At 70.6% G+C, this 16,242-nt stretch carries 15 protein-coding genes; 5 read left to right on the top strand and 10 right to left on the bottom strand.

The features are described from left to right. Positions 1 to 9 precede the first annotated feature (9 nt). The 4 genes from ACTIF1_RS09000 to ACTIF1_RS08985 form a co-directional block, all read right to left on the bottom strand. Positions 10 to 972 (bottom strand): ABC transporter substrate-binding protein, encoded by a 963-nt coding sequence (locus tag ACTIF1_RS09000; RefSeq protein ID WP_439596059.1) that lies wholly within the window; start codon positions 970 to 972, stop codon positions 10 to 12. Positions 973 to 989: 17 nt separating this feature from the next. Beyond that, positions 990 to 1,385, bottom strand: coding sequence for an allophanate hydrolase-related protein (locus tag ACTIF1_RS08995; RefSeq protein WP_439596058.1), 396 nt, complete (start codon positions 1,383 to 1,385; stop codon positions 990 to 992). After that, on the bottom strand, positions 1,382 to 2,713 hold the full coding sequence (gene atzF, locus ACTIF1_RS08990; RefSeq protein WP_439596057.1) for an allophanate hydrolase: 1,332 nt from the start codon (positions 2,711 to 2,713) through the stop codon (positions 1,382 to 1,384). The genes ACTIF1_RS08995 and atzF overlap by 4 nt, the downstream gene beginning before the upstream one ends. Before the next feature lie 139 nt (positions 2,714 to 2,852). Continuing rightward, on the bottom strand, positions 2,853 to 3,548 hold the full coding sequence (locus tag ACTIF1_RS08985; RefSeq protein ID WP_439596056.1) for a GntR family transcriptional regulator: 696 nt from the start codon (positions 3,546 to 3,548) through the stop codon (positions 2,853 to 2,855). Positions 3,549 to 3,655: 107 nt separating this feature from the next. On the opposite strand from ACTIF1_RS08985, the gene ACTIF1_RS08980 reads away from it, so the two are divergent. Continuing rightward, positions 3,656 to 6,073 carry a S8 family serine peptidase gene (locus ACTIF1_RS08980; protein ID WP_439596055.1) on the top strand — a complete coding sequence of 806 codons (2,418 nt, stop codon included), beginning with the start codon at positions 3,656 to 3,658 and terminating at the stop codon, positions 6,071 to 6,073. Positions 6,074 to 6,310: 237 nt separating this feature from the next. Here the strand turns inward: ACTIF1_RS08980 and ACTIF1_RS08975 are convergent, their stop codons facing one another. Both ACTIF1_RS08975 and ACTIF1_RS08970 read right to left on the bottom strand, forming a co-directional pair. Continuing rightward, positions 6,311 to 7,384: a transporter substrate-binding domain-containing protein gene (locus ACTIF1_RS08975; protein ID WP_439596054.1), complete on the bottom strand. Its 1,074-nt coding sequence runs from the start codon at positions 7,382 to 7,384 to the stop codon at positions 6,311 to 6,313. 38 nt (positions 7,385 to 7,422) lie between these two features. Continuing rightward, the gene (locus ACTIF1_RS08970; protein WP_439596053.1) at positions 7,423 to 8,304 is read right to left on the bottom strand and encodes a DUF4189 domain-containing protein; all 882 of its coding nucleotides are present in this window, start codon (positions 8,302 to 8,304) and stop codon (positions 7,423 to 7,425) included. Positions 8,305 to 8,583: 279 nt separating this feature from the next. Here ACTIF1_RS08970 and ACTIF1_RS08965 point away from each other — a divergent pair, with 279 nt between their 5' ends. The 4 genes from ACTIF1_RS08965 to ACTIF1_RS08950 all read left to right on the top strand — a co-directional run bounded on the left by ACTIF1_RS08965 (position 8,584) and on the right by ACTIF1_RS08950 (position 13,874). Beyond that, positions 8,584 to 9,696 (top strand): S-(hydroxymethyl)glutathione dehydrogenase/class III alcohol dehydrogenase, encoded by a 1,113-nt coding sequence (locus ACTIF1_RS08965; RefSeq protein WP_439596052.1) that lies wholly within the window; start codon positions 8,584 to 8,586, stop codon positions 9,694 to 9,696. 7 nt (positions 9,697 to 9,703) lie between these two features. Then, the gene (locus ACTIF1_RS08960; protein WP_439596051.1) at positions 9,704 to 11,347 is read left to right on the top strand and encodes an NAD(P)/FAD-dependent oxidoreductase; all 1,644 of its coding nucleotides are present in this window, start codon (positions 9,704 to 9,706) and stop codon (positions 11,345 to 11,347) included. Continuing rightward, positions 11,347 to 12,522, top strand: a complete 1,176-nt coding sequence (locus ACTIF1_RS08955) for an NAD(P)/FAD-dependent oxidoreductase (RefSeq protein ID WP_439596050.1) — start codon at positions 11,347 to 11,349, stop codon at positions 12,520 to 12,522. The genes ACTIF1_RS08960 and ACTIF1_RS08955 overlap by 1 nt, the downstream gene beginning before the upstream one ends. A gap of 143 nt (positions 12,523 to 12,665) precedes the next feature. Continuing rightward, a complete protein-coding gene (locus tag ACTIF1_RS08950; RefSeq protein ID WP_439596049.1) occupies positions 12,666 to 13,874 on the top strand; it encodes an LLM class flavin-dependent oxidoreductase in 1,209 nt (402 codons plus the stop codon). 4 nt (positions 13,875 to 13,878) lie between these two features. On the opposite strand, the gene ACTIF1_RS08945 is transcribed toward ACTIF1_RS08950, so the two are convergent. The 4 genes from ACTIF1_RS08945 to ACTIF1_RS08930 are packed head-to-tail and all read right to left on the bottom strand — an operon-like array spanning position 13,879 to position 16,235. After that, positions 13,879 to 14,436 carry a HupE/UreJ family protein gene (locus ACTIF1_RS08945; protein WP_439596048.1) on the bottom strand — a complete coding sequence of 186 codons (558 nt, stop codon included), beginning with the start codon at positions 14,434 to 14,436 and terminating at the stop codon, positions 13,879 to 13,881. Continuing rightward, positions 14,436 to 15,044, bottom strand: a complete 609-nt coding sequence (ureG, locus tag ACTIF1_RS08940) for an urease accessory protein UreG (RefSeq protein ID WP_439596047.1) — start codon at positions 15,042 to 15,044, stop codon at positions 14,436 to 14,438. The genes ACTIF1_RS08945 and ureG overlap by 1 nt, the downstream gene beginning before the upstream one ends. After that, complete coding sequence (locus ACTIF1_RS08935; RefSeq protein ID WP_439596046.1) at positions 15,041 to 15,772, bottom strand: urease accessory protein UreF; 732 nt, start codon at positions 15,770 to 15,772, stop codon at positions 15,041 to 15,043. The genes ureG and ACTIF1_RS08935 overlap by 4 nt, the downstream gene beginning before the upstream one ends. Then, positions 15,720 to 16,235 carry an urease accessory protein UreE gene (locus tag ACTIF1_RS08930; RefSeq protein ID WP_439596045.1) on the bottom strand — a complete coding sequence of 172 codons (516 nt, stop codon included), beginning with the start codon at positions 16,233 to 16,235 and terminating at the stop codon, positions 15,720 to 15,722. The genes ACTIF1_RS08935 and ACTIF1_RS08930 overlap by 53 nt, the downstream gene beginning before the upstream one ends. Positions 16,236 to 16,242: the final 7 nt, after the last annotated feature.

The following is a 16,242-nucleotide window of genomic DNA, read 5'->3' as shown; positions in this document are numbered from 1 at the left end:
GTGCCGCCTTCAGGCCGTGGCGATGGCGTTGGAGAAGGAGGGATTCAGGAAGGTGTCGAAATTCGGCAGGCGGCGGATCTGGCGCAGCTGCAGCATCTGCTCGGCATAGGTGCGGGACTGGCGCAGCACGGTATCGTCCAGCTTCCAGATATACTCGACATTGCCGGCGCCGAGCGCCTGTTCCACCGCCGCGCGCGGCGCGCCGAGCACGCGCACCGTGGCCTCCGCCACCTCGGCCGGGTTGGCCTTCATGTAGTCGCTCGCCTGGCGGTGGATGTTCAGCATGGTGCGGACCAGCGCAGGGTCGTTCTTGATGAGGTCCTCGCTGGTGCCGAAGATCATGTTCAGCCCGCCCATGGCGGTGCCATAGGGGTATTCCACCAGCTGCCCGACGCCGGAGGAGATGGACAGGCCCGGCCCAGGCTCCGCCCCCACATAGGCATCGATATCGCCGCGGGAGAGCATGGCGTGCATCTCGCCGAAGGGCACGCGGACCGGCGTGATGTCGCGCACGGACATGCCGGACTCACGCAGGCGCTCCAGGATGAACACCTCCTGCGTCGAGCCGGGCCAGATGCCCACGCGCTTGCCGCGCAGGTCGGTGATGGCGCGGATATCGCTGCCCGCCTTGCTGATGACGCCCATGCCCTTGTTGCAGAAGGCGCCGACCACGACGACGGGTTCGCCCGCCGCGGCGCCCAGCGTGGCGGCGGCGATGCCGAAGCCACCGCAGGCGACGGAGCCGGTAACGACAGCGTTCTTGCCATCGGTCGGGCTGTCGAAGGTGATGATCTCGATGGTCAGGCCGGCGGGGGCGAAGCGCTGGTAGAAATGCGGCGTCATGGAATGGATCAGGCGCAGCGAGCCCATCTTCACCGTGCGCGCGGCCTGCGCATTGGCGATGTGGGGCGCGGCCAAGGGGACGGCGATTGCGGCGGCGGAGGCGGCGAGCAGGTGGCGACGGCGGATCATCTTCTGGTCTCCCTGTTTCAGGTGGTGGCGAGGCTGGCCATGAAGGCCCGCCAGCCGCCAAATCGAGAAATGTCCTCGGCCCCATGCAGCCCCTCGGGCTCCACGAGGAATCCCTTCGGGGTGCTGCCATCGGCCAGGCGCAGCGTGCCGATGCAGAGCGGCGCGGGGATGCTGGCGACGAAGCGCCCGAAGCCGGCCTCCGGCAGCGCCCAGACCTCCGTGGCAATGGCGACGCCACTGGCCGCGGCGACTCGAAGAAGGCCGGGGCGGCGCGGCGGGCCGCCGGCCAGGGCGAACAGGCGGTAGCAGGGCTCCGTCTGCACCGCGCGACGCAGTTCCGCGCCCTCCCGCAGCAATTCCCCGTTCAGCGCCATGCCGGAGAGATGCGCGCCCACAACGCAGATCTCGATCATGCCATCACCTGCATCAGCCTGGCGCCGGTGGCGGCCAGCGCCGCATCGCTGGCGCGCGGGCCGATCAGCGTGACACCGAAGGGCAGCCCGTCCGGTCGCCGACGCGCGGGCACAGCGAGCGCCGCCAGGTCCAGCAGATTGACGAAGTTCGTATAGGTGCCGAGGCGGGCATTGGGGCCGATCGGGTCCGCCTCAAGCTCCGCCAGGGTCGGGAAATTGGGCGCGGTCGGCACCAGCAGCGCCTGCATGCGTGACCAGGCGGGCCGGGTGGCCAGGCGCAGGGCCGCCAGCCGGTGCAGGCCGGCAAAGGCATCCGTCGCGGTGAAGCGGGCGGCGCCGGCCAGGATGCGCTGGGTGACTGGGTGCATCGCCTCGCGCGGCACCAGATGGCCGAAGGCGGCGTCGCGTTCCGCCACGAAGGCCCCCTCGTAGAGCAGCCGCGCCGTTTCCAGGAAGGGGGTGAGGTCGATCTCCTCGATCCCGGCGTGCGGCGCGATGCGGGCGAGGCTCGCCTCCCAGGCGGCGTGCTGTTCCGCGCCATCCAGATGCAGGTCGGCAGCACGGGGAATGCCGAGCCGGGTCAGCGGCGCACCGGGCGTGCCGAGGGTGATGGGGCGGGACCAGGGATCGTCCGCATCGGCGCCGGCCATCACGCCATAGGCCACCCAGGCATCCGCGACGCCATGGGCGAAGACGGAAATGCAATCCAGGCTTGGGCAGGCCGGCACCACGCCGCGGGAGGAGATGGCGCCTACGGAAGGCTTCAGCCCCACCAGCCCGTTCAGCGCCGCCGGCACGCGGCCCGATCCGGCCGTGTCCGTGCCCAGCGCCAGCAGGGCCAACCCCTGCGCCACCGCGACGGCGGAGCCGGAGGAGGAGCCGCCGGGCACGCGGTCCGGCGCGCAGGCATTGCGCGGGATAGGATAGGGCGTGCGCACGCCGACCAGGCCGGTGGCGAACTGGTCGAGATTGGTCTTGCCGACCACCAGCGCCCCCGCGGCCACCAGCCGCGCCACCGCCGGCGCGCTCTCCGCCGGCAGGCAGGAGAAATCGGGGCAGGCGGCCGTGGTCGGCATGCCCGCCACATCGATATTGTCCTTCACCGCCACCGGCACGCCCCAGAGGGGGAAGCGGAGGGGGTCGAAGGCCGGCAGCGCCGCGGCCGCCGCGGCCAGGGCCTGCCCGGACGGGCGGTGCAGGAAGATGCCCGGGTCGTCCAGTGCGGCATGCCGCGCGGCGAGGCCGGCCAGCATCTCGGCAGGGGTGAGACCGGCCGCATAGGCGGCGTGCAGCGCGGCGATGCCCTGGGGCAGGCTCGGCGCGGTCATGGCGGGGTGGCGTGCGACATCGCCCGGGAACAAGCAATCGTCGTGCCGCAAACCGTGCCATGTCAGATCAACATGTTAAGGGCCTCGCCACCCCGTCTTGTATGCATGACCGCCTTTGGCTGGCCATTCTGTTCAAAAATCAGGCAGCCGCCGGTCGGCGAAGGGCCTCCGCCATCGCCGCCCAGGTCCGCTCCGTCAGCCCGATATGCGCGCGGATTCCGGACGCCGCACCCGCCGCATCGCCGCGCTGGATCGCCGTGAGGATCTCTCCATGCTCCGCATGGGAGCGCCTCAGCCGGTCCGGCGCCTCCAGCTGCGCGGCGCGGAAGGGGGCCAGGCGGCGCCGGGTGGCCGTGGCCAATTCGCCCAGATAGCGGTTCTGCGCGCCGAGATAGAGCAGGTGGTGGAAGGCGACGTTGGCGGCGCGATAGGCCGCGACATCCCCGGCCCGCACCATGGCCGCCATGGCCAGGTGCTGGCGCTCCAGTTCCCGGCGCTGCGCCGGCGTCATCGCCAGGGCACACAGCGCCGCGGCCATCGCCTCCAGCTCCGCCATCACCAGGAACATCTCGGCCAGCTGCGTGGCATCCGGAATTGCCACCACGGCGCCGCGGCGGGGCGAGACCTGCACCAGGCCGGTGGGCGCCAATTGGCGCAGCGCCTCCCGCACCGGCGTGCGGCTGCTGCCATAGGTCCGGGCCAGGCCGACCTCGTCCAGCGACGTGCCCGGCTTCAGCCGGCCGGCCACGATATCCTCGGCCAGGCTGGCCGCGATCGCCTCGCCGCGTGTCGGGCGGGGGGGTGGCGGGACGAGGCTGGTGCTCCGGCGGGGCATCACGCGGTTGTGCCGTGCGCGGGGCCGCCGCGTCCAGCCCGCCGAAGGGCGCTGGATTGTCCCAGCCGGTGAAATGTCTTTCCATGGTGCCAGGGAGAAACGAAATCATGCCTGGCACGACCGGCCTGCCGAGCGATCCGCTCTTCGCGGACCAATGGCACCTGTATCGCGGCGACCGCGACGTCGTGGATATCAACGTGGTGCCGGCCTGGGCGGACTATACCGGACGCGGTGTCAAGGTGGCGGTCATCGACACGGCGATCGAGATGACCCATCCCGACCTGGCGCCCAATTACGACGCCAGCCTGGAACTGCCGGACGACCCGGTGCGCCTGCCCGATGCGAGCTCCAACCACGCCACCGCGACGGCAGGGCTGATCGCCGCGGCGCGCAACGGCATCGGCTCGGTCGGCGTCGCCTATGACTCGCGGATCACCCAGTTGCCGATCCTGGCCAATGACACCGGCATGTATGGCCAGGGGCGGGTGGACGATGTCTTCGACGCGCTGTCCCGCTTCGACGTGGCCGCGCATGTCTGGGCGCTGTCCTTCCCCTTCACCGCCGGACCGGAGAGCCTTGGCTGGTCGGCGATGCATGCCGGCCTGGCCCAGTCGGTCGCGGAAGGGCGGGATGGGTTGGGCACCGTCTCCGTCGTCAGTTCCGGCAACGACCGCCGCAGCGGCCCCGAGGCGGATGCCTATCTCTCCGGCATCGCCGCCAGCCGCTTCGTCATCGCCGTGGGGGCGGTGGGGCAGGACGGCGTGGTGGCGCGCTATTCCAACCCCTCCGCCGCACTGCTCGTCGTCGCGCCCTCCTCGGCCAGTTTTGCCGGCGATATCACGACCACCGACCGCACGGGCCCGGGCGGCTACGGCGCGGGCGACTGGTTCGGTGGCTTCGGCGGCACCTCCACCAGCGGGCCGCTGGTGGCTGGCGTGGTGGCGCTGGTGCTGGAAGCCAATCCCGGGCTCGGCTGGCGCGACGTGCAGGAGATCCTGGCACTCAGCGCCCGCCACACCGGCCATCCGATTGGCGGCACCCTGACCTCCCCCGAGCAGACCCCATGGCGCATCAACGGTGCGGGGGACTGGAACGGCGGCGGGATGCACTTCTCCAACGACTACGGCTTCGGCCTGGTCGATGCCCGCGCTGCGGTGCGGCTGGCGGAAAGCTGGCAGGCGCCGGCGCGGACTTCCGCCAATGAGATGACGCTGGCAGCCAATTGGCGCGGCAGCCAGGTGGTGCCGGACAACGATCCAACCGGCTTCAGCTTCAGCTTCGAGATCACCGGCGCGATGCGGGTGGAGCAGGTCTCGCTGCGCGCCGATATCGTCTCCGGCATCGCCTCCCAGGTCGATATCCGGATCTTCTCGCCGGACGGCACGCGGATGGACCTGGCGCCGAACAGCGGCGGCAGCGCCGTCTACAAGCCCTGGACCTTCGGTGCCACCGGCTTCCGCGGCGAATCCGCCGCCGGCACCTGGCGGGTGGAAATCCGGGACGAGCGGGCCGGCGCGCCGCTGACCGTGCGCAGCCTGGACCTCAGCCTGTTCGGCGCGGCGGACAGCGCGGATGACAACTATGTCTACACCGACGCCTTCGCCGGGCTGGCGGGGCAGGACGGGCGCGATCTGCTGACGGATGCGGCGGGGAACGACCTGCTGAACGCCGCCGCCGTCACCGGCCCGCTGCTGATCGACCTGCGCCCCGGCTTCGCCAGCCGCATCGCCGGGGAGACGCTGACCATCGCGCCGGGCACGCTGATCGAGGACGCCATCGGCGGCGATGGCGCCGATATCCTGCGCGGCAATGCCGCCGACAACCTGCTGCAAGGCATGCGCGGCAAGGATCGGATGCTCGGCTATGCGGGCGCCGATACGCTGCTGGGCGGCGATGGCGACGATGTGCTGACGGGCGGCGCCGGCGGCGACCTGCTGGTGGGCGGCGCGGGGCTGGACCGGGTGGTCTATACGACCCAGGTGCGGCTGGACCTGCTGACGCCCGCGCTCTCCACCGGGGAGGCCCAGGGCGATGTGCTTCGGGAGATCGAGCAGATCTGGGGCTCGACCCTGGCGGATAGCCTGGCCGGGGGCGAGGCCGGGGATGTGCTGCTCGGCCAGGCGGGCGATGACTGGCTGTTCGGCCGGGACGGCGTGGACCGCCTGCTGGGCGGCGAGGGCGACGACCGACTGGAGGGCGGCGCCGGCAGCGATGCGCTGACCGGCGGGGCGGGCCGCGACCTCTTCGTACTGGAGCCGCGCGGCGCCCGGATGGACCGGATCCTCGACTTCACCAGCGGCGAGGACCGCATCCTGCTGACCGGCACCGGCCTGCCGGAAGGGCGGATGGGCAAGGTGCGCTTCGCCTATGCGGGGGAGGAGCCGGGCACGGAGCGCATCGTCTACGACCGCGCGACCGGCCTGCTGTCGCATGACATCGATGGCGGCGGCCCGGCCACGCCGGTGGCCCTGGCGCTGCTGGTGGGAGCGCCGAGCCTGGTGCTTGCCGACCTGCTGATCGGCTGAGCCCCTTCCCTGCCGGTCGCGCTTCCCGAGTCGCCTTGCGAAGCCGCAAGGCTTGAAAATGCTTCATCTGCCGGTCGCGCTTCCCGAGTCGCCTTGCGAAGCCGCAAGGCTTGAAAATGCTTCATCTGCCAGTCGCGTTTTCCGAGTCGCCTTGCGAAGCCGCAAGGCTTGAAAATGCTTCATCTGCCAGTCGCGTTTTCCGAGTCGCCTTGCGAAGGCGCAAGGCTTGAAAATGCTCTACCGGAACGGGAAGGGATACATCAGCCCGCCGCGGCGCCAGAGGTCGGACAGGCCGCGGTCCAGACCGATGGCGGAGCCATCGCCCAGGTTGCGGTCGAAGATCTCGCCGTAATTGCCAACCTGGCGGATGGCCTCCGCCGCCCAGCTGTCCGGCAGCCCAAGCGCGGCGCCCAGGCCGCGATCCAGGCCGATCAGGAAGCGCACCTCGGTATTGCTGGACTGCAGCGCGGCATCCAGCGTGCCGCTGCTGATCTCCAGCTCCTCCGCCGCCACCAGCGCATGCAGGGTCCAGCTGACAATCTGCCGCCAACGCTCATCGCCGCCACGCACGAAGGGGGCGATGGGCTCGCGGCTCAGCCGCTCCGGCAGCAGCATGGCGCCGGCGGGGTCGGGCAGGTCGGTGGCGCGCAGCGTGGCGAGCGCCGCGGCATCGGCGGTCACCGCGTCGCAGCTGCCGTTCTTGAAGCCGTCGAGCAGCGCCGTGCCGCTCTGCGTCGTCACCACCGGCACCACGGTGATCCGCGCGCGCTGCGCGGCATTGCGCAGGATGTTGAAACTCTGGTCCACCTGCGGCGCGGCGACGCAGATGCGCTTGCCGTTCAGCTGGGCGAAGTTGGCGATCTGCGAGTCGACCCGCACCATCACCGCCTGGCCGTCATAGAGCAGCACGCCCACGGGGGTGATGTTGCGGCCGGCATCGCGCATCGCGGTGGCCGTCAGATTGCTCGACAGCAGGTCCACGCGACCGGCTTCGAGGTTGCCGAAGCCTGCCTCGACCGAATTGGCGGTGACGAAGGCCACCTTGTCCCGGTCGCCCAGCACGGCGGCCGCCACGGCGCGGCAGAAATCGGCATCCAGCCCGCGCATCACGCCTTCCAGGTCGGGCGCGGAGAAGCCGGGCAGCTGGCCGAAGACGCCGCAGCGCAGCTCGCCGCGCTGGCGCACCGCCTCCAGCGTGCCGGTGGCCGGTGCGGTAGCAGGCGTGGCGGCCGGCGTGGCGGCGGGCCCCTGGGCCGGCGCCGGCCCTGCCAGGCCGCAGAGCATCAGGAGGCCGAGAAGGCAGCGGCGCATGGCGGGACTCCGATCAGGCAGGGGGCGCGGCATGGGGTTCAGCATCCGGATACGGCGATGCGGCAGACGATGCCCGAGCCGGGACGCTCGGCGACGCGGCAGACCTGCAGCGCCTGCGCCTCCGCCTGTTCGCGGGTCTGGCCGCTGCCGGTGGCGGTGCGGCGCAGCTGCTCGGGCGCGCCGGTCACGGCCTGGGCCAGGGCGCCGCAGGCATTCGGGAAGTCCAGCGTGATGCGGCACTGGTTGCGGCCGACGATCGCCTCGCAGGCGCGGATCGCCTGCATGCTGGCGGCCAGGCGGTCCGGCTGTCCGCTGGTGAAGCCATAGGCGGTGGAGGGCGGCTCCGCCGTGTAGATGAAGCCGAAGCGGCCTCGGGTGGCGCTGGCGGTCCCGTGCGGTGCCGGAATGGCGGCCTGGATCGTGCTGCCATCCGCGCAGCGCTGCTGGCAGGCATTGACCAGGGAGCGCGCCTGGCTGGAACAGGCCTGGCGGCAGGAGGCCGGGATCTCGGCCGGGCGGGTTGCCATCTGCGGACGCGCGGCGACACCGGTGCCGAGCGGCTGGAAGCAGGCGCCTGCGGCCGGCCCCGTCGCGGTGCCACAGGGGAACAGCCGCGGCGAGCCCCAGCGTTCGGCCGGCAGGGCCAGCCGCCAGGGTCCGCCGTCGCGGCATTGCAGGTCCCAATAGGCCGTGCGGTCGCGACCGAGGCCGGCGGCATAGAGGTTGGAAACCTCCGCGCAGGCGACGCCATTGGTGCGCAACAGGCTGCGGATCGCATCGCGCTGCCCCTCCGCGCTGCGGGCCGCCAGGGAGTCATGGGCCGGATTGCCGGTCTGCGCCGCGGCCGGCGCCACCAGGGCCTGGGCGAGGAGCGCGATCCATCCGGTCAGGGCCAGCATCGCCAGTCGCATCGCCACCATCTCCCGCTCTTGCGCAAGGTGTCGCCTTTCGTTTCGCTCGACGCAAGTCCTGAAAATGCGGGCTGCGACAAGGACCTGGGCGGCATGTCTCAGCTGCTGCACCCGCTGGAACGCCCTTCGGATTTTGCGCCGCGCGAGATGCCCGGCCTGCCGCCTCCGGTTGCAGCGACGCGCCGAAGGCAAGCCGGCCCCTTTGCAGGGCGCACGCGAAAGCCTCGCCCCTCCCGATGCCGCCCGGGGGTGCTATAGGCAGGAGGCAAGGCAGACGGAGCGACTGGCATGAAGACGCGCGCGGCGGTGGCCTGGGCGGCCGGCAAGCCCCTTTCGGTGACGGAAGTGGAGATCGGCGGCCCGAAGGCCGGGGAAGTGCTGGTGGAGGTGAAGGCCACCGGCCTGTGCCATACCGACCTGTATACCCTTTCCGGCGCGGATCCCGAGGGGCTGTTCCCCGCCATCCTGGGCCATGAGGGCGCGGGCATCGTGCGGGAGGTGGGCGCGGGCGTCACCAGCGTGAAGCCGGGCGACCATGTGATTCCGCTCTACACGCCGGAATGCCGGCAGTGCAAAACCTGCCTCAGCCAGCGGTCCAACCTCTGCACGGCGATCCGCGGCACCCAGGGCAAGGGCGTGATGCCGGACGGCACCAGCCGCTTCTCCTGCGAGGGCGGTCCGGTGATGCACTACATGGGCTGCAGCACCTTCGCGAATTTTACGATTTTGCCCGAGATCGCGCTGGCAAAGGTCCGCGAAGACGCGCCCTTCGAGAAGATCTGCTACATCGGCTGCGGGGTGACCACCGGCATCGGTGCGGTCATCAACACGGCAAAAGTCTGGCCGGGGGCCAATGTGGCGGTCTTCGGCCTGGGTGGCATCGGGCTGAACGTGATCCAGGGCGCGCGGATGGTGGGCGCCGACAGGATCATCGGCATCGACCTGAACAATGGGCGGCAGGAGATGGCCCGGAAGTTCGGCATGACCGACTTCATCAATCCGAACGAGGTGGGCCACGACAAGGTGGTGCAGGCCATCGTGGACCTGACGGGTGGCGGCGCCGACTTCTCCTTCGAGTGCATCGGCAATGTGAAGGTGATGCGCCAGGCGCTGGAATGCACCCATCGCGGCTGGGGCGAGAGCATCATCATCGGCGTGGCCGGCGCAGGGCAGGAAATCTCCACCCGGCCCTTCCAGCTGGTCACCGGCCGGTCCTGGCGCGGCACGGCCTTCGGCGGCGCCCGCGGGCGGACCGATGTGCCGAAGATCGTCGACTGGTACATGCAGGGGAAGATCGACATCGACAGCCTGATCACCCATGTGATGCCGCTGGACGAGATCAACCATGGCTTCGAGCTGATGGAGCGAGGCGAGTCCATCCGTTCGGTGGTGGTGTACTGAGGAAGCCATGCTGCGGCTGACCGAATTGAAGCTGCCGCTCGACCACCCCGAGGGGGCGGTGGAGCGGGCGCTGTGCCAGGCGCTGGGGGTGAAGCCCTCCGCGGTGCGCGACATCACCGTCGCGCGCCGGGCCTGGGATGCGCGCAAGCGGTCGGCCATCCTGGTGGTCTATTCCGTCGATTTTTCCGTGGATGACGAGGCGGCGCTGCTGCGGCGCGCGGCGGGCGACAAGGTTTTGGCCCGCACGCTCATCCGCACGCCGGATACCAGCTATCGGCCCGTCGCCCTGGCCCCTGCCCTTCTGCCGCAGCGGCCCGTCGTCATCGGCACCGGACCCTGCGGCATCTTCGCCGCCCTGATCCTGGCGGAGATGGGGTTCCGGCCCATCATCCTCGACCGCGGCAAGGTGGTGCGGGAACGCACCAAGGACACCTGGGCGCTGTGGCGGCGCAACCAGCTCACGCCCGAAAGCAACGTGCAATTCGGCGAAGGCGGCGCCGGCACTTTTTCGGATGGCAAGCTGTGGTCCGGCATCAAGGATCCGCAGCATCTGGGCCGGAAGGTCTTGACCGAATTCGTGCAGGCGGGGGCGCCGGAAGAGATCCTGTATGTGGCAAAGCCGCATATCGGCACTTTTCGGCTGGTGACGATGGTGGAAAGCCTGCGCGCGAAGATCGAGGCGCTGGGCGGGGAATACCGTTTCGGCACCAAGGTCACCGACTTCCTGGTGGAGACCGGGCGCGACGGGCAGCGGCGCATGCGCGGCGTGGTGACGGAAGCGGGCGAGACGATCGAGACCCAGCACGTGGTGCTCGCCATCGGCCACTCCGCGCGCGACACCTTTTTTCAATTGCAGGCGGCGGGCGTCTTCATCGAGGCCAAGCCATTCTCGATCGGCGTGCGGATCGAGCATCCGCAGTCGATCATCGACAGGGCGCGATTCGGCAATTTTGCGGGCAATCCGATCCTCGGCGCGGCGGATTACAAGCTGGTGCATCACTGCCGGAACGGCCGTTCGGTCTATTCCTTCTGCATGTGCCCCGGCGGCACGGTGGTGGCGGCGGCCAGCGAGCCGGGGCGGCTGGTGACCAATGGGATGAGCCAGTATTCGCGGGCCGAGCGCAACGCCAATGCCGGCATCGTCGTCGGCATCACGCCGGAGGTGGATTATCCGGGCGACCCGCTGGCCGGTATCGCGCTGCAGCGGCATTGGGAAGAACGCGCCTTCGTGGCCGGCGGCAGCAACTACTGCGCCCCGGCGCAGCTTGTGGGCGATTTCCTGGCCGGCCGCGCCTCGACCAGCCTGGGTTCCGTCATCCCCAGCTACAGGCCGGGCGTGACGCCGACCGACCTCGCCGCCTGCCTGCCCGACTTCGCCGTGGCGGCGATGCGGGAGGCGCTGCCTGAATTCGGCAAGCAGATCCGCGGCTTCGACATGGCGGAGGCGGTGATGACCGGAGTCGAAACCCGCACCTCCTCCCCCATCCGCATCCGCCGCGATGCCAGCTTCCGCAGCGTGAACACGCTGGGCCTCTATCCGGCCGGCGAAGGCGCCGGCTATGCGGGCGGCATCTTCTCCGCCGGCGTCGATGGCATCCGCGTGGCGGAGGCGGTAGGGCGGGACATGGCCGGGCTGGCGGCCGCCGCCTGATGACGCATTTCGATGTCGTGGTGCTGGGCGCCGGCGCCGCCGGCCTCTTCGCCGCCATGCGCGCCGGCCAGCGCGGGCGGCGCGTGCTGCTGCTGGATCATGCGGAAGCCCCCGGCAAGAAGATCCTCATCAGCGGCGGCGGGCGGTGCAATTTCACCAATACCGGCTGCGTGCCGGATCGCTTCCTCTCGCAGAACCGGCACTTCGCCCGCTCGGCGCTGGCCCGCTACACGCAGCACGATTTTCTCCAGCTCGTGCAGAAGCACCGCATCGCCTATCACGAGAAGACGCTCGGGCAATTGTTCTGCGACGGCTCGGCCCGTCAGATCGTCGCCATGCTGCTCGCGGAATGCGAGGCCGCCGAGGTGGCGCTGCGCTGCGACACCCGCATCACCGGCGTGACGAAGGACACCGCCTTCCGCATCGCCACCAGCGCCGGCGCCTTCACGGCCGAGAGCCTGATTGTCGCCACCGGCGGCCTCTCCATCCCGAAGATGGGCGCGACCGGCTTCGCGCATGACCTGGCGCGGCAATTCGGACTGCCGCTGACGGAAGTCCGCCCCGGCCTGGTGCCGCTGACCTTCGGCGAAGCGATGCTGGATCTGATGCGCCCGCTTTCCGGCCTGGCGCTGGACAGCGTTGCCAGGGCCGGCAGGGCGGCGTTCCGGGAGGCGATGCTCTTCACCCATCGCGGCCTCTCCGGCCCCGCCATCCTCCAGGCCTCCTCCTACTGGCGGGAAGGCCAGGCGATCACGCTGGACCTGATGCCGGAGCGCAACGCGACCGCCCTGCTGCTGGCCGGCAAGCGTGCGCGGCCGAAGGCGGAGGCGCGCACCATCCTCGGCGAATGGCTGCCCGCCCGCCTCGCCACCGCCCTGGCCGCGCAACACCTGCCGCCGCGCACCATCGGCGAGATCGGCGATGGCGATCTGCGGAAACTGGGCGCGCTGCTGAAGGCCTGGACCCTGAAGCCCAGCGGGACGGAGGGCTATGCCAAGGCGGAGGTGACGCTGGGCGGCGTGGATACGGAGGCGCTCTCCTCCCAGACCCTGATGGCCAAGTCCGTCCCGGGCCTGTTCATCGTAGGGGAGGCGGTGGACGTGACCGGCTGGCTGGGCGGCTACAACTTCCAATGGGCCTGGTCCTCCGGCTGGGCCGCCGGCGAGGCCGCCTAGCTCCCTCCCCCGCATTTGCGGGTGGGGGGTCGCGGCACTGCCGCGACGCCGCAGGCTGGTGGGGGTGGGGTATCCGCCACACGGCTTGGCAGCACGGCCGAACCGTCCCAAGCTTCCCCGAACACATTCGGGGAACGGCGCCTATGGCCAAGCGCGGCATGCAGTTCGGGATCTTCCTGGCCCCCTTCCACCGCCTGGGCGACAACCCGACGCTCGCCATCTCCCGCGACATCGAGATGATCGAATGGCTCGACCGGCTCGGCTTCGACGAGGCCTGGATCGGCGAGCACCATTCCGCGGGATGGGAGACCATCGCCTCGCCCGAGCTCATCATCGCGGCCGCGGCAGAACGCACGAAGCACATCCGCCTCGGCTCCGGCGTCACCTCCCTGCCCTATCACCACCCCTTCCTGGTGGCGCAGCGCTTCGTGCAGCTGGACCATATGACGCGCGGCCGCGCCATGCTGGGCTGCGGGCCGGGCGCGCTGGTCTCGGACGCCTATATGCTCGGCATCGATGCGACGACGCAGCGCCGGCGGATGGACGAGGCGCTGGAGGCCATCATGGCGCTGCTGGCCTGCGAGGGACCCGTCACGCGCAAGACGGACTGGTTCGAGATGCGGGAGGCGCGCCTGCACCTCCGCCCCTATTCCGACCCGCATTTCCCGATCGCCGTTGCCAGCACGCTCACCCCTGCCGGCCCCGCCACCGCGGGCAAGCATGGCGTCGGCATCCTGTCGCTCGGCGCCGGCATGCCGGGCGGCCCGGCGGCGCTGCCCGGCCAGTGGAAGATCGCGGAGGAGGCCGCGGCGGCGGCCGGCAAGACCATCAGCCGGCGCGACTGGCGCCTGGTGATGAACGTGCATGTCGCGGAGACCGACGAGCAGGCCATGGCCGATGTGAAGGTCGGCGAGCGGCTGGAGACGGTGACCTATTTCGAGGATGCGCTGGGCCGCCCGCCGGGCCGGTCCCAGGACCCGCTGACCGATGGCGTCAAGGCCGGCACCACGCTGGTCGGATCGCCGGAGACGGTGGCGCGCGGCATCGAGAAGCTGGTCGAGGCCAGTGACGGCGGCTTCGGCGGCTTCCTGTTTCGCGCCAATGACTGGGCGAACCGGGAGCAGACCTGGCGCAGCTACGAGCTGTTCGCCCGCTGGGTGATGCCGCGCTTCCAGCAGTCGCTGGAGACGCTGCGCGGATCGCATGAATGGGCGGTGGCGAACCGCAGGACGATCTTCAGCCCGAATGTGGAGGCGCTACGCAAGGCCTTCGTGGATGCCGGCAAGGACGTGCCGGAGGCATTCGATGCGCGGGCCTCCGGCGCGCGCGATATGACGCGCGCCGAAGGCTGAGGGCTCAGAAGGCGGCGACGGCCAGCATCAGCGCCGCCATGGCGCCGCCAGCGGCGCGCACCACCACGCGGTTGGTGATGGCCAGCGCGCCGAAGACGCCCAGGCCGTGCAGGGCGGCAGTCGCGACCAGGAAGCCGGCCGCATAGGGGAAGGCCCCGGCGCCCTCCAGCTCCGTGCCATGGGCATGGCCATGCAGCAGCCCGAAGACCGCCACCAGCGGCACCGCCAGCGCGAGCGAAACGCGGGCGGAGGCGGCGACCAGCGCGCCGAGGATGATGACGGAGGCGAGGATGCCGGCCTCCACCATCGGCAGGCCGATGCCCGCCGCGCCGAGCCCGAAGCCCAGCGTCATGGCGCCCAGAAAGCCTGCCGGCAGTGCCCAGAGGGCACGGCCGCCCAGCAACCCGGCCCAGAGGCCGACCGCGACCATGGCCAGCACATGGTCCAGCCCGCCGACCGGATGCAGGAAGCCCGCGGCGAAGCCATGCACATGGTCGCCGGCCTCATGCGCCAGGGCGGGCAGCGGGGCGAGGAGCGCGGCGAGGGTGAGAAGACGGCGCATCAGGCAATTCCTCCGGATTTCAGGATAAAGGCGGCGATCTCGGACACGCCCTGGTTCGCCTTCAGGTTGGTGAAGATGAAGGGCCGCGTGCCGCGCATCTTCTTCGCGTCGCGGTCCATCACCGACAGATCGGCGCCCACCAGCGGCGCCAGATCCGTCTTGTTGATGACAAGCAGGTCGGAGCGCGTGATGCCCGGCCCACCCTTGCGCGGAATCTTGTCCCCCGCCGAGACATCGATGACGTAGATCGTCAGATCCGCCAGTTCCGGGCTGAAGGTCGCGGCGAGATTGTCGCCCCCGGATTCGATGAACAGCACCTCCAGCGCCGGAAAGCGGCCAGACATCTCGGCGACGGCGGCGAGGTTGATGGAGGCGTCCTCCCGGATCGCGGTATGCGGGCAGCCGCCGGTCTCCACACCCATGATGCGCTCCGGCGCCAGGGCGCCGGAGCGGGTGAGGAACTCGGAATCCTCCTTGGTGTAGATGTCGTTGGTGATGGCGGCGATGTCGTGGCTGTCGCGCATATGCTTGCACAGCCGGTCGACCAGCGCGGTCTTGCCGGAGCCGACGGGGCCGCCGATGCCGACGCGGAAGGGACCGTTACTCATGAGCGGAAGAGCCTCGTGTATTGCGTCTCGTGGCGCAGGGAAAACAGGTCGATGATGGGGGCCGCCCCGCCGATGTCATCCGCCTCCGTCACCGCCAGCGCGGCCTCCGTCGCGGCGGTCAGCGCGGGCAGCAGCGCGGCGGTGGCGATCTGCCCATCCGTCTGGCCGAGCGGCACCACGCGCACGCCGGCCGAGACCAGGTTGGCGGCAAAGGCGGTGAGCCAGGCGAAGCAGCTTTCGCGCAGCGGCATGCCGTGGAAGGCGGCCGCGGCGCCGAAGACCACGGCATGCGTCAGCCGACCGGGATGGCGGGCGGTGAATTCGGCAAAGGCCGCATTCGGCCAGGCGGCGTTGGTGGCGATGGCAAAGGCGCCGCCGGGCTGCGTCGCCTCCAGCGCCAGCTCCGCGGTGCCGCGCATCGCAGCCGCCAGCTCCGTCAGCCCATCCAGCGCCGCCGCATCCTCCGCCGCGGCGGCGCGCCAGGACAGCGCCAGCAGCGCGCCATCCACGGCGCCGGCGCCATGCGCCAGCGCGGCTTGCGCATAGGCCACCAGCCCGGCGCGATCCGTCACCGCGCCCTCCTCCACCGCCATTTCCAGACCGTGGCTGTAGCTGAAGGCGCCGGTCGGATAGGCGGGCGAGAGCCAGGCCAGCAGTCGCGCCAGGGCGGGCAGGTCAGTGGTCGTGGTGGTGATGGTCATCGTCGCCGTGATGGTGGTGATGGCCATGCGGATGCCCCGGCAGGCGGTTGTGCTCGCCATAGGCGCCGCCTTCCGGATTGAAGGGCGCGCGCACCTTCTGGAGCGTGGCGCCAAGACCTTCGAGCATGCGGATGATGACATGGTCGTGGCGGATCAGGATGCGCTCGCCATCCAGCTCGGTCGGCAGATGCCGGTTGCCGAGATGCCAGGCCAGGCGCAGCAGCAGCGCAGGCGTGGCGGCGGTGACGGAGACCAGATCCTCCGCCGCCGCGCGCAGCCGGATGAAGCCGCCGGATTCCAGTTCCAGCCCATCGCCGTCCCGCATCACCGTGGCTTCCGCCAGATCCAGCAGGAAGCTGCCGCCGCCATCGGTGAGATAGACCTTGCGGCGGCGGAAGCGGTCGTCGAAGTCGACCGTCACGGTATCCTTGGCCGCCTCCTCCGGCCAGCTTCCGGCGGGGTGGACGGCAATGGCGCGAAGCTGCGGCATGGTCTCT

This window comes from Falsiroseomonas sp. (assembly GCF_051860665.1).
Taxonomy (GTDB): domain Bacteria; phylum Pseudomonadota; class Alphaproteobacteria; order Acetobacterales; family Acetobacteraceae; genus Falsiroseomonas.
The sequence above is the reverse complement of the archived record's forward strand: the minus strand, read 5'-3'. Positions and strand labels throughout refer to the sequence as shown.

Excerpts from the sequence above, each read along its gene's own strand:
- ACTIF1_RS08960 (WP_439596051.1), top strand. The coding sequence starts at position 9,704 with ATGCTGCGGCTGACCGAATTGAAGCTGCCGCTCGACCACCCCGAGGGG.
- ACTIF1_RS08950 (WP_439596049.1), top strand. The coding sequence starts at position 12,666 with ATGGCCAAGCGCGGCATGCAGTTCGGGATCTTCCTGGCCCCCTTCCAC.
- ureG (WP_439596047.1), bottom strand. The coding sequence starts at position 15,044 with ATGAGTAACGGTCCCTTCCGCGTCGGCATCGGCGGCCCCGTCGGCTCC.
- ACTIF1_RS08995 (WP_439596058.1), bottom strand. The coding sequence starts at position 1,385 with ATGATCGAGATCTGCGTTGTGGGCGCGCATCTCTCCGGCATGGCGCTG.
- ACTIF1_RS08980 (WP_439596055.1), top strand. The coding sequence starts at position 3,656 with ATGCCTGGCACGACCGGCCTGCCGAGCGATCCGCTCTTCGCGGACCAA.
- ACTIF1_RS08970 (WP_439596053.1), bottom strand. The coding sequence starts at position 8,304 with ATGGTGGCGATGCGACTGGCGATGCTGGCCCTGACCGGATGGATCGCG.
- ACTIF1_RS08930 (WP_439596045.1), bottom strand. The coding sequence starts at position 16,235 with ATGCCGCAGCTTCGCGCCATTGCCGTCCACCCCGCCGGAAGCTGGCCG.
- ACTIF1_RS09000 (WP_439596059.1), bottom strand. The coding sequence starts at position 972 with ATGATCCGCCGTCGCCACCTGCTCGCCGCCTCCGCCGCCGCAATCGCC.
- ACTIF1_RS08935 (WP_439596046.1), bottom strand. The coding sequence starts at position 15,772 with ATGGCCATCACCACCATCACGGCGACGATGACCATCACCACCACGACC.
- ACTIF1_RS08945 (WP_439596048.1), bottom strand. The coding sequence starts at position 14,436 with ATGCGCCGTCTTCTCACCCTCGCCGCGCTCCTCGCCCCGCTGCCCGCC.
- atzF (WP_439596057.1), bottom strand. The coding sequence starts at position 2,713 with ATGACCGCGCCGAGCCTGCCCCAGGGCATCGCCGCGCTGCACGCCGCC.
- ACTIF1_RS08965 (WP_439596052.1), top strand. The coding sequence starts at position 8,584 with ATGAAGACGCGCGCGGCGGTGGCCTGGGCGGCCGGCAAGCCCCTTTCG.
- ACTIF1_RS08955 (WP_439596050.1), top strand. The coding sequence starts at position 11,347 with ATGACGCATTTCGATGTCGTGGTGCTGGGCGCCGGCGCCGCCGGCCTC.
- ACTIF1_RS08975 (WP_439596054.1), bottom strand. The coding sequence starts at position 7,384 with ATGCGCCGCTGCCTTCTCGGCCTCCTGATGCTCTGCGGCCTGGCAGGG.
- ACTIF1_RS08985 (WP_439596056.1), bottom strand. The coding sequence starts at position 3,548 with ATGCCCCGCCGGAGCACCAGCCTCGTCCCGCCACCCCCCCGCCCGACA.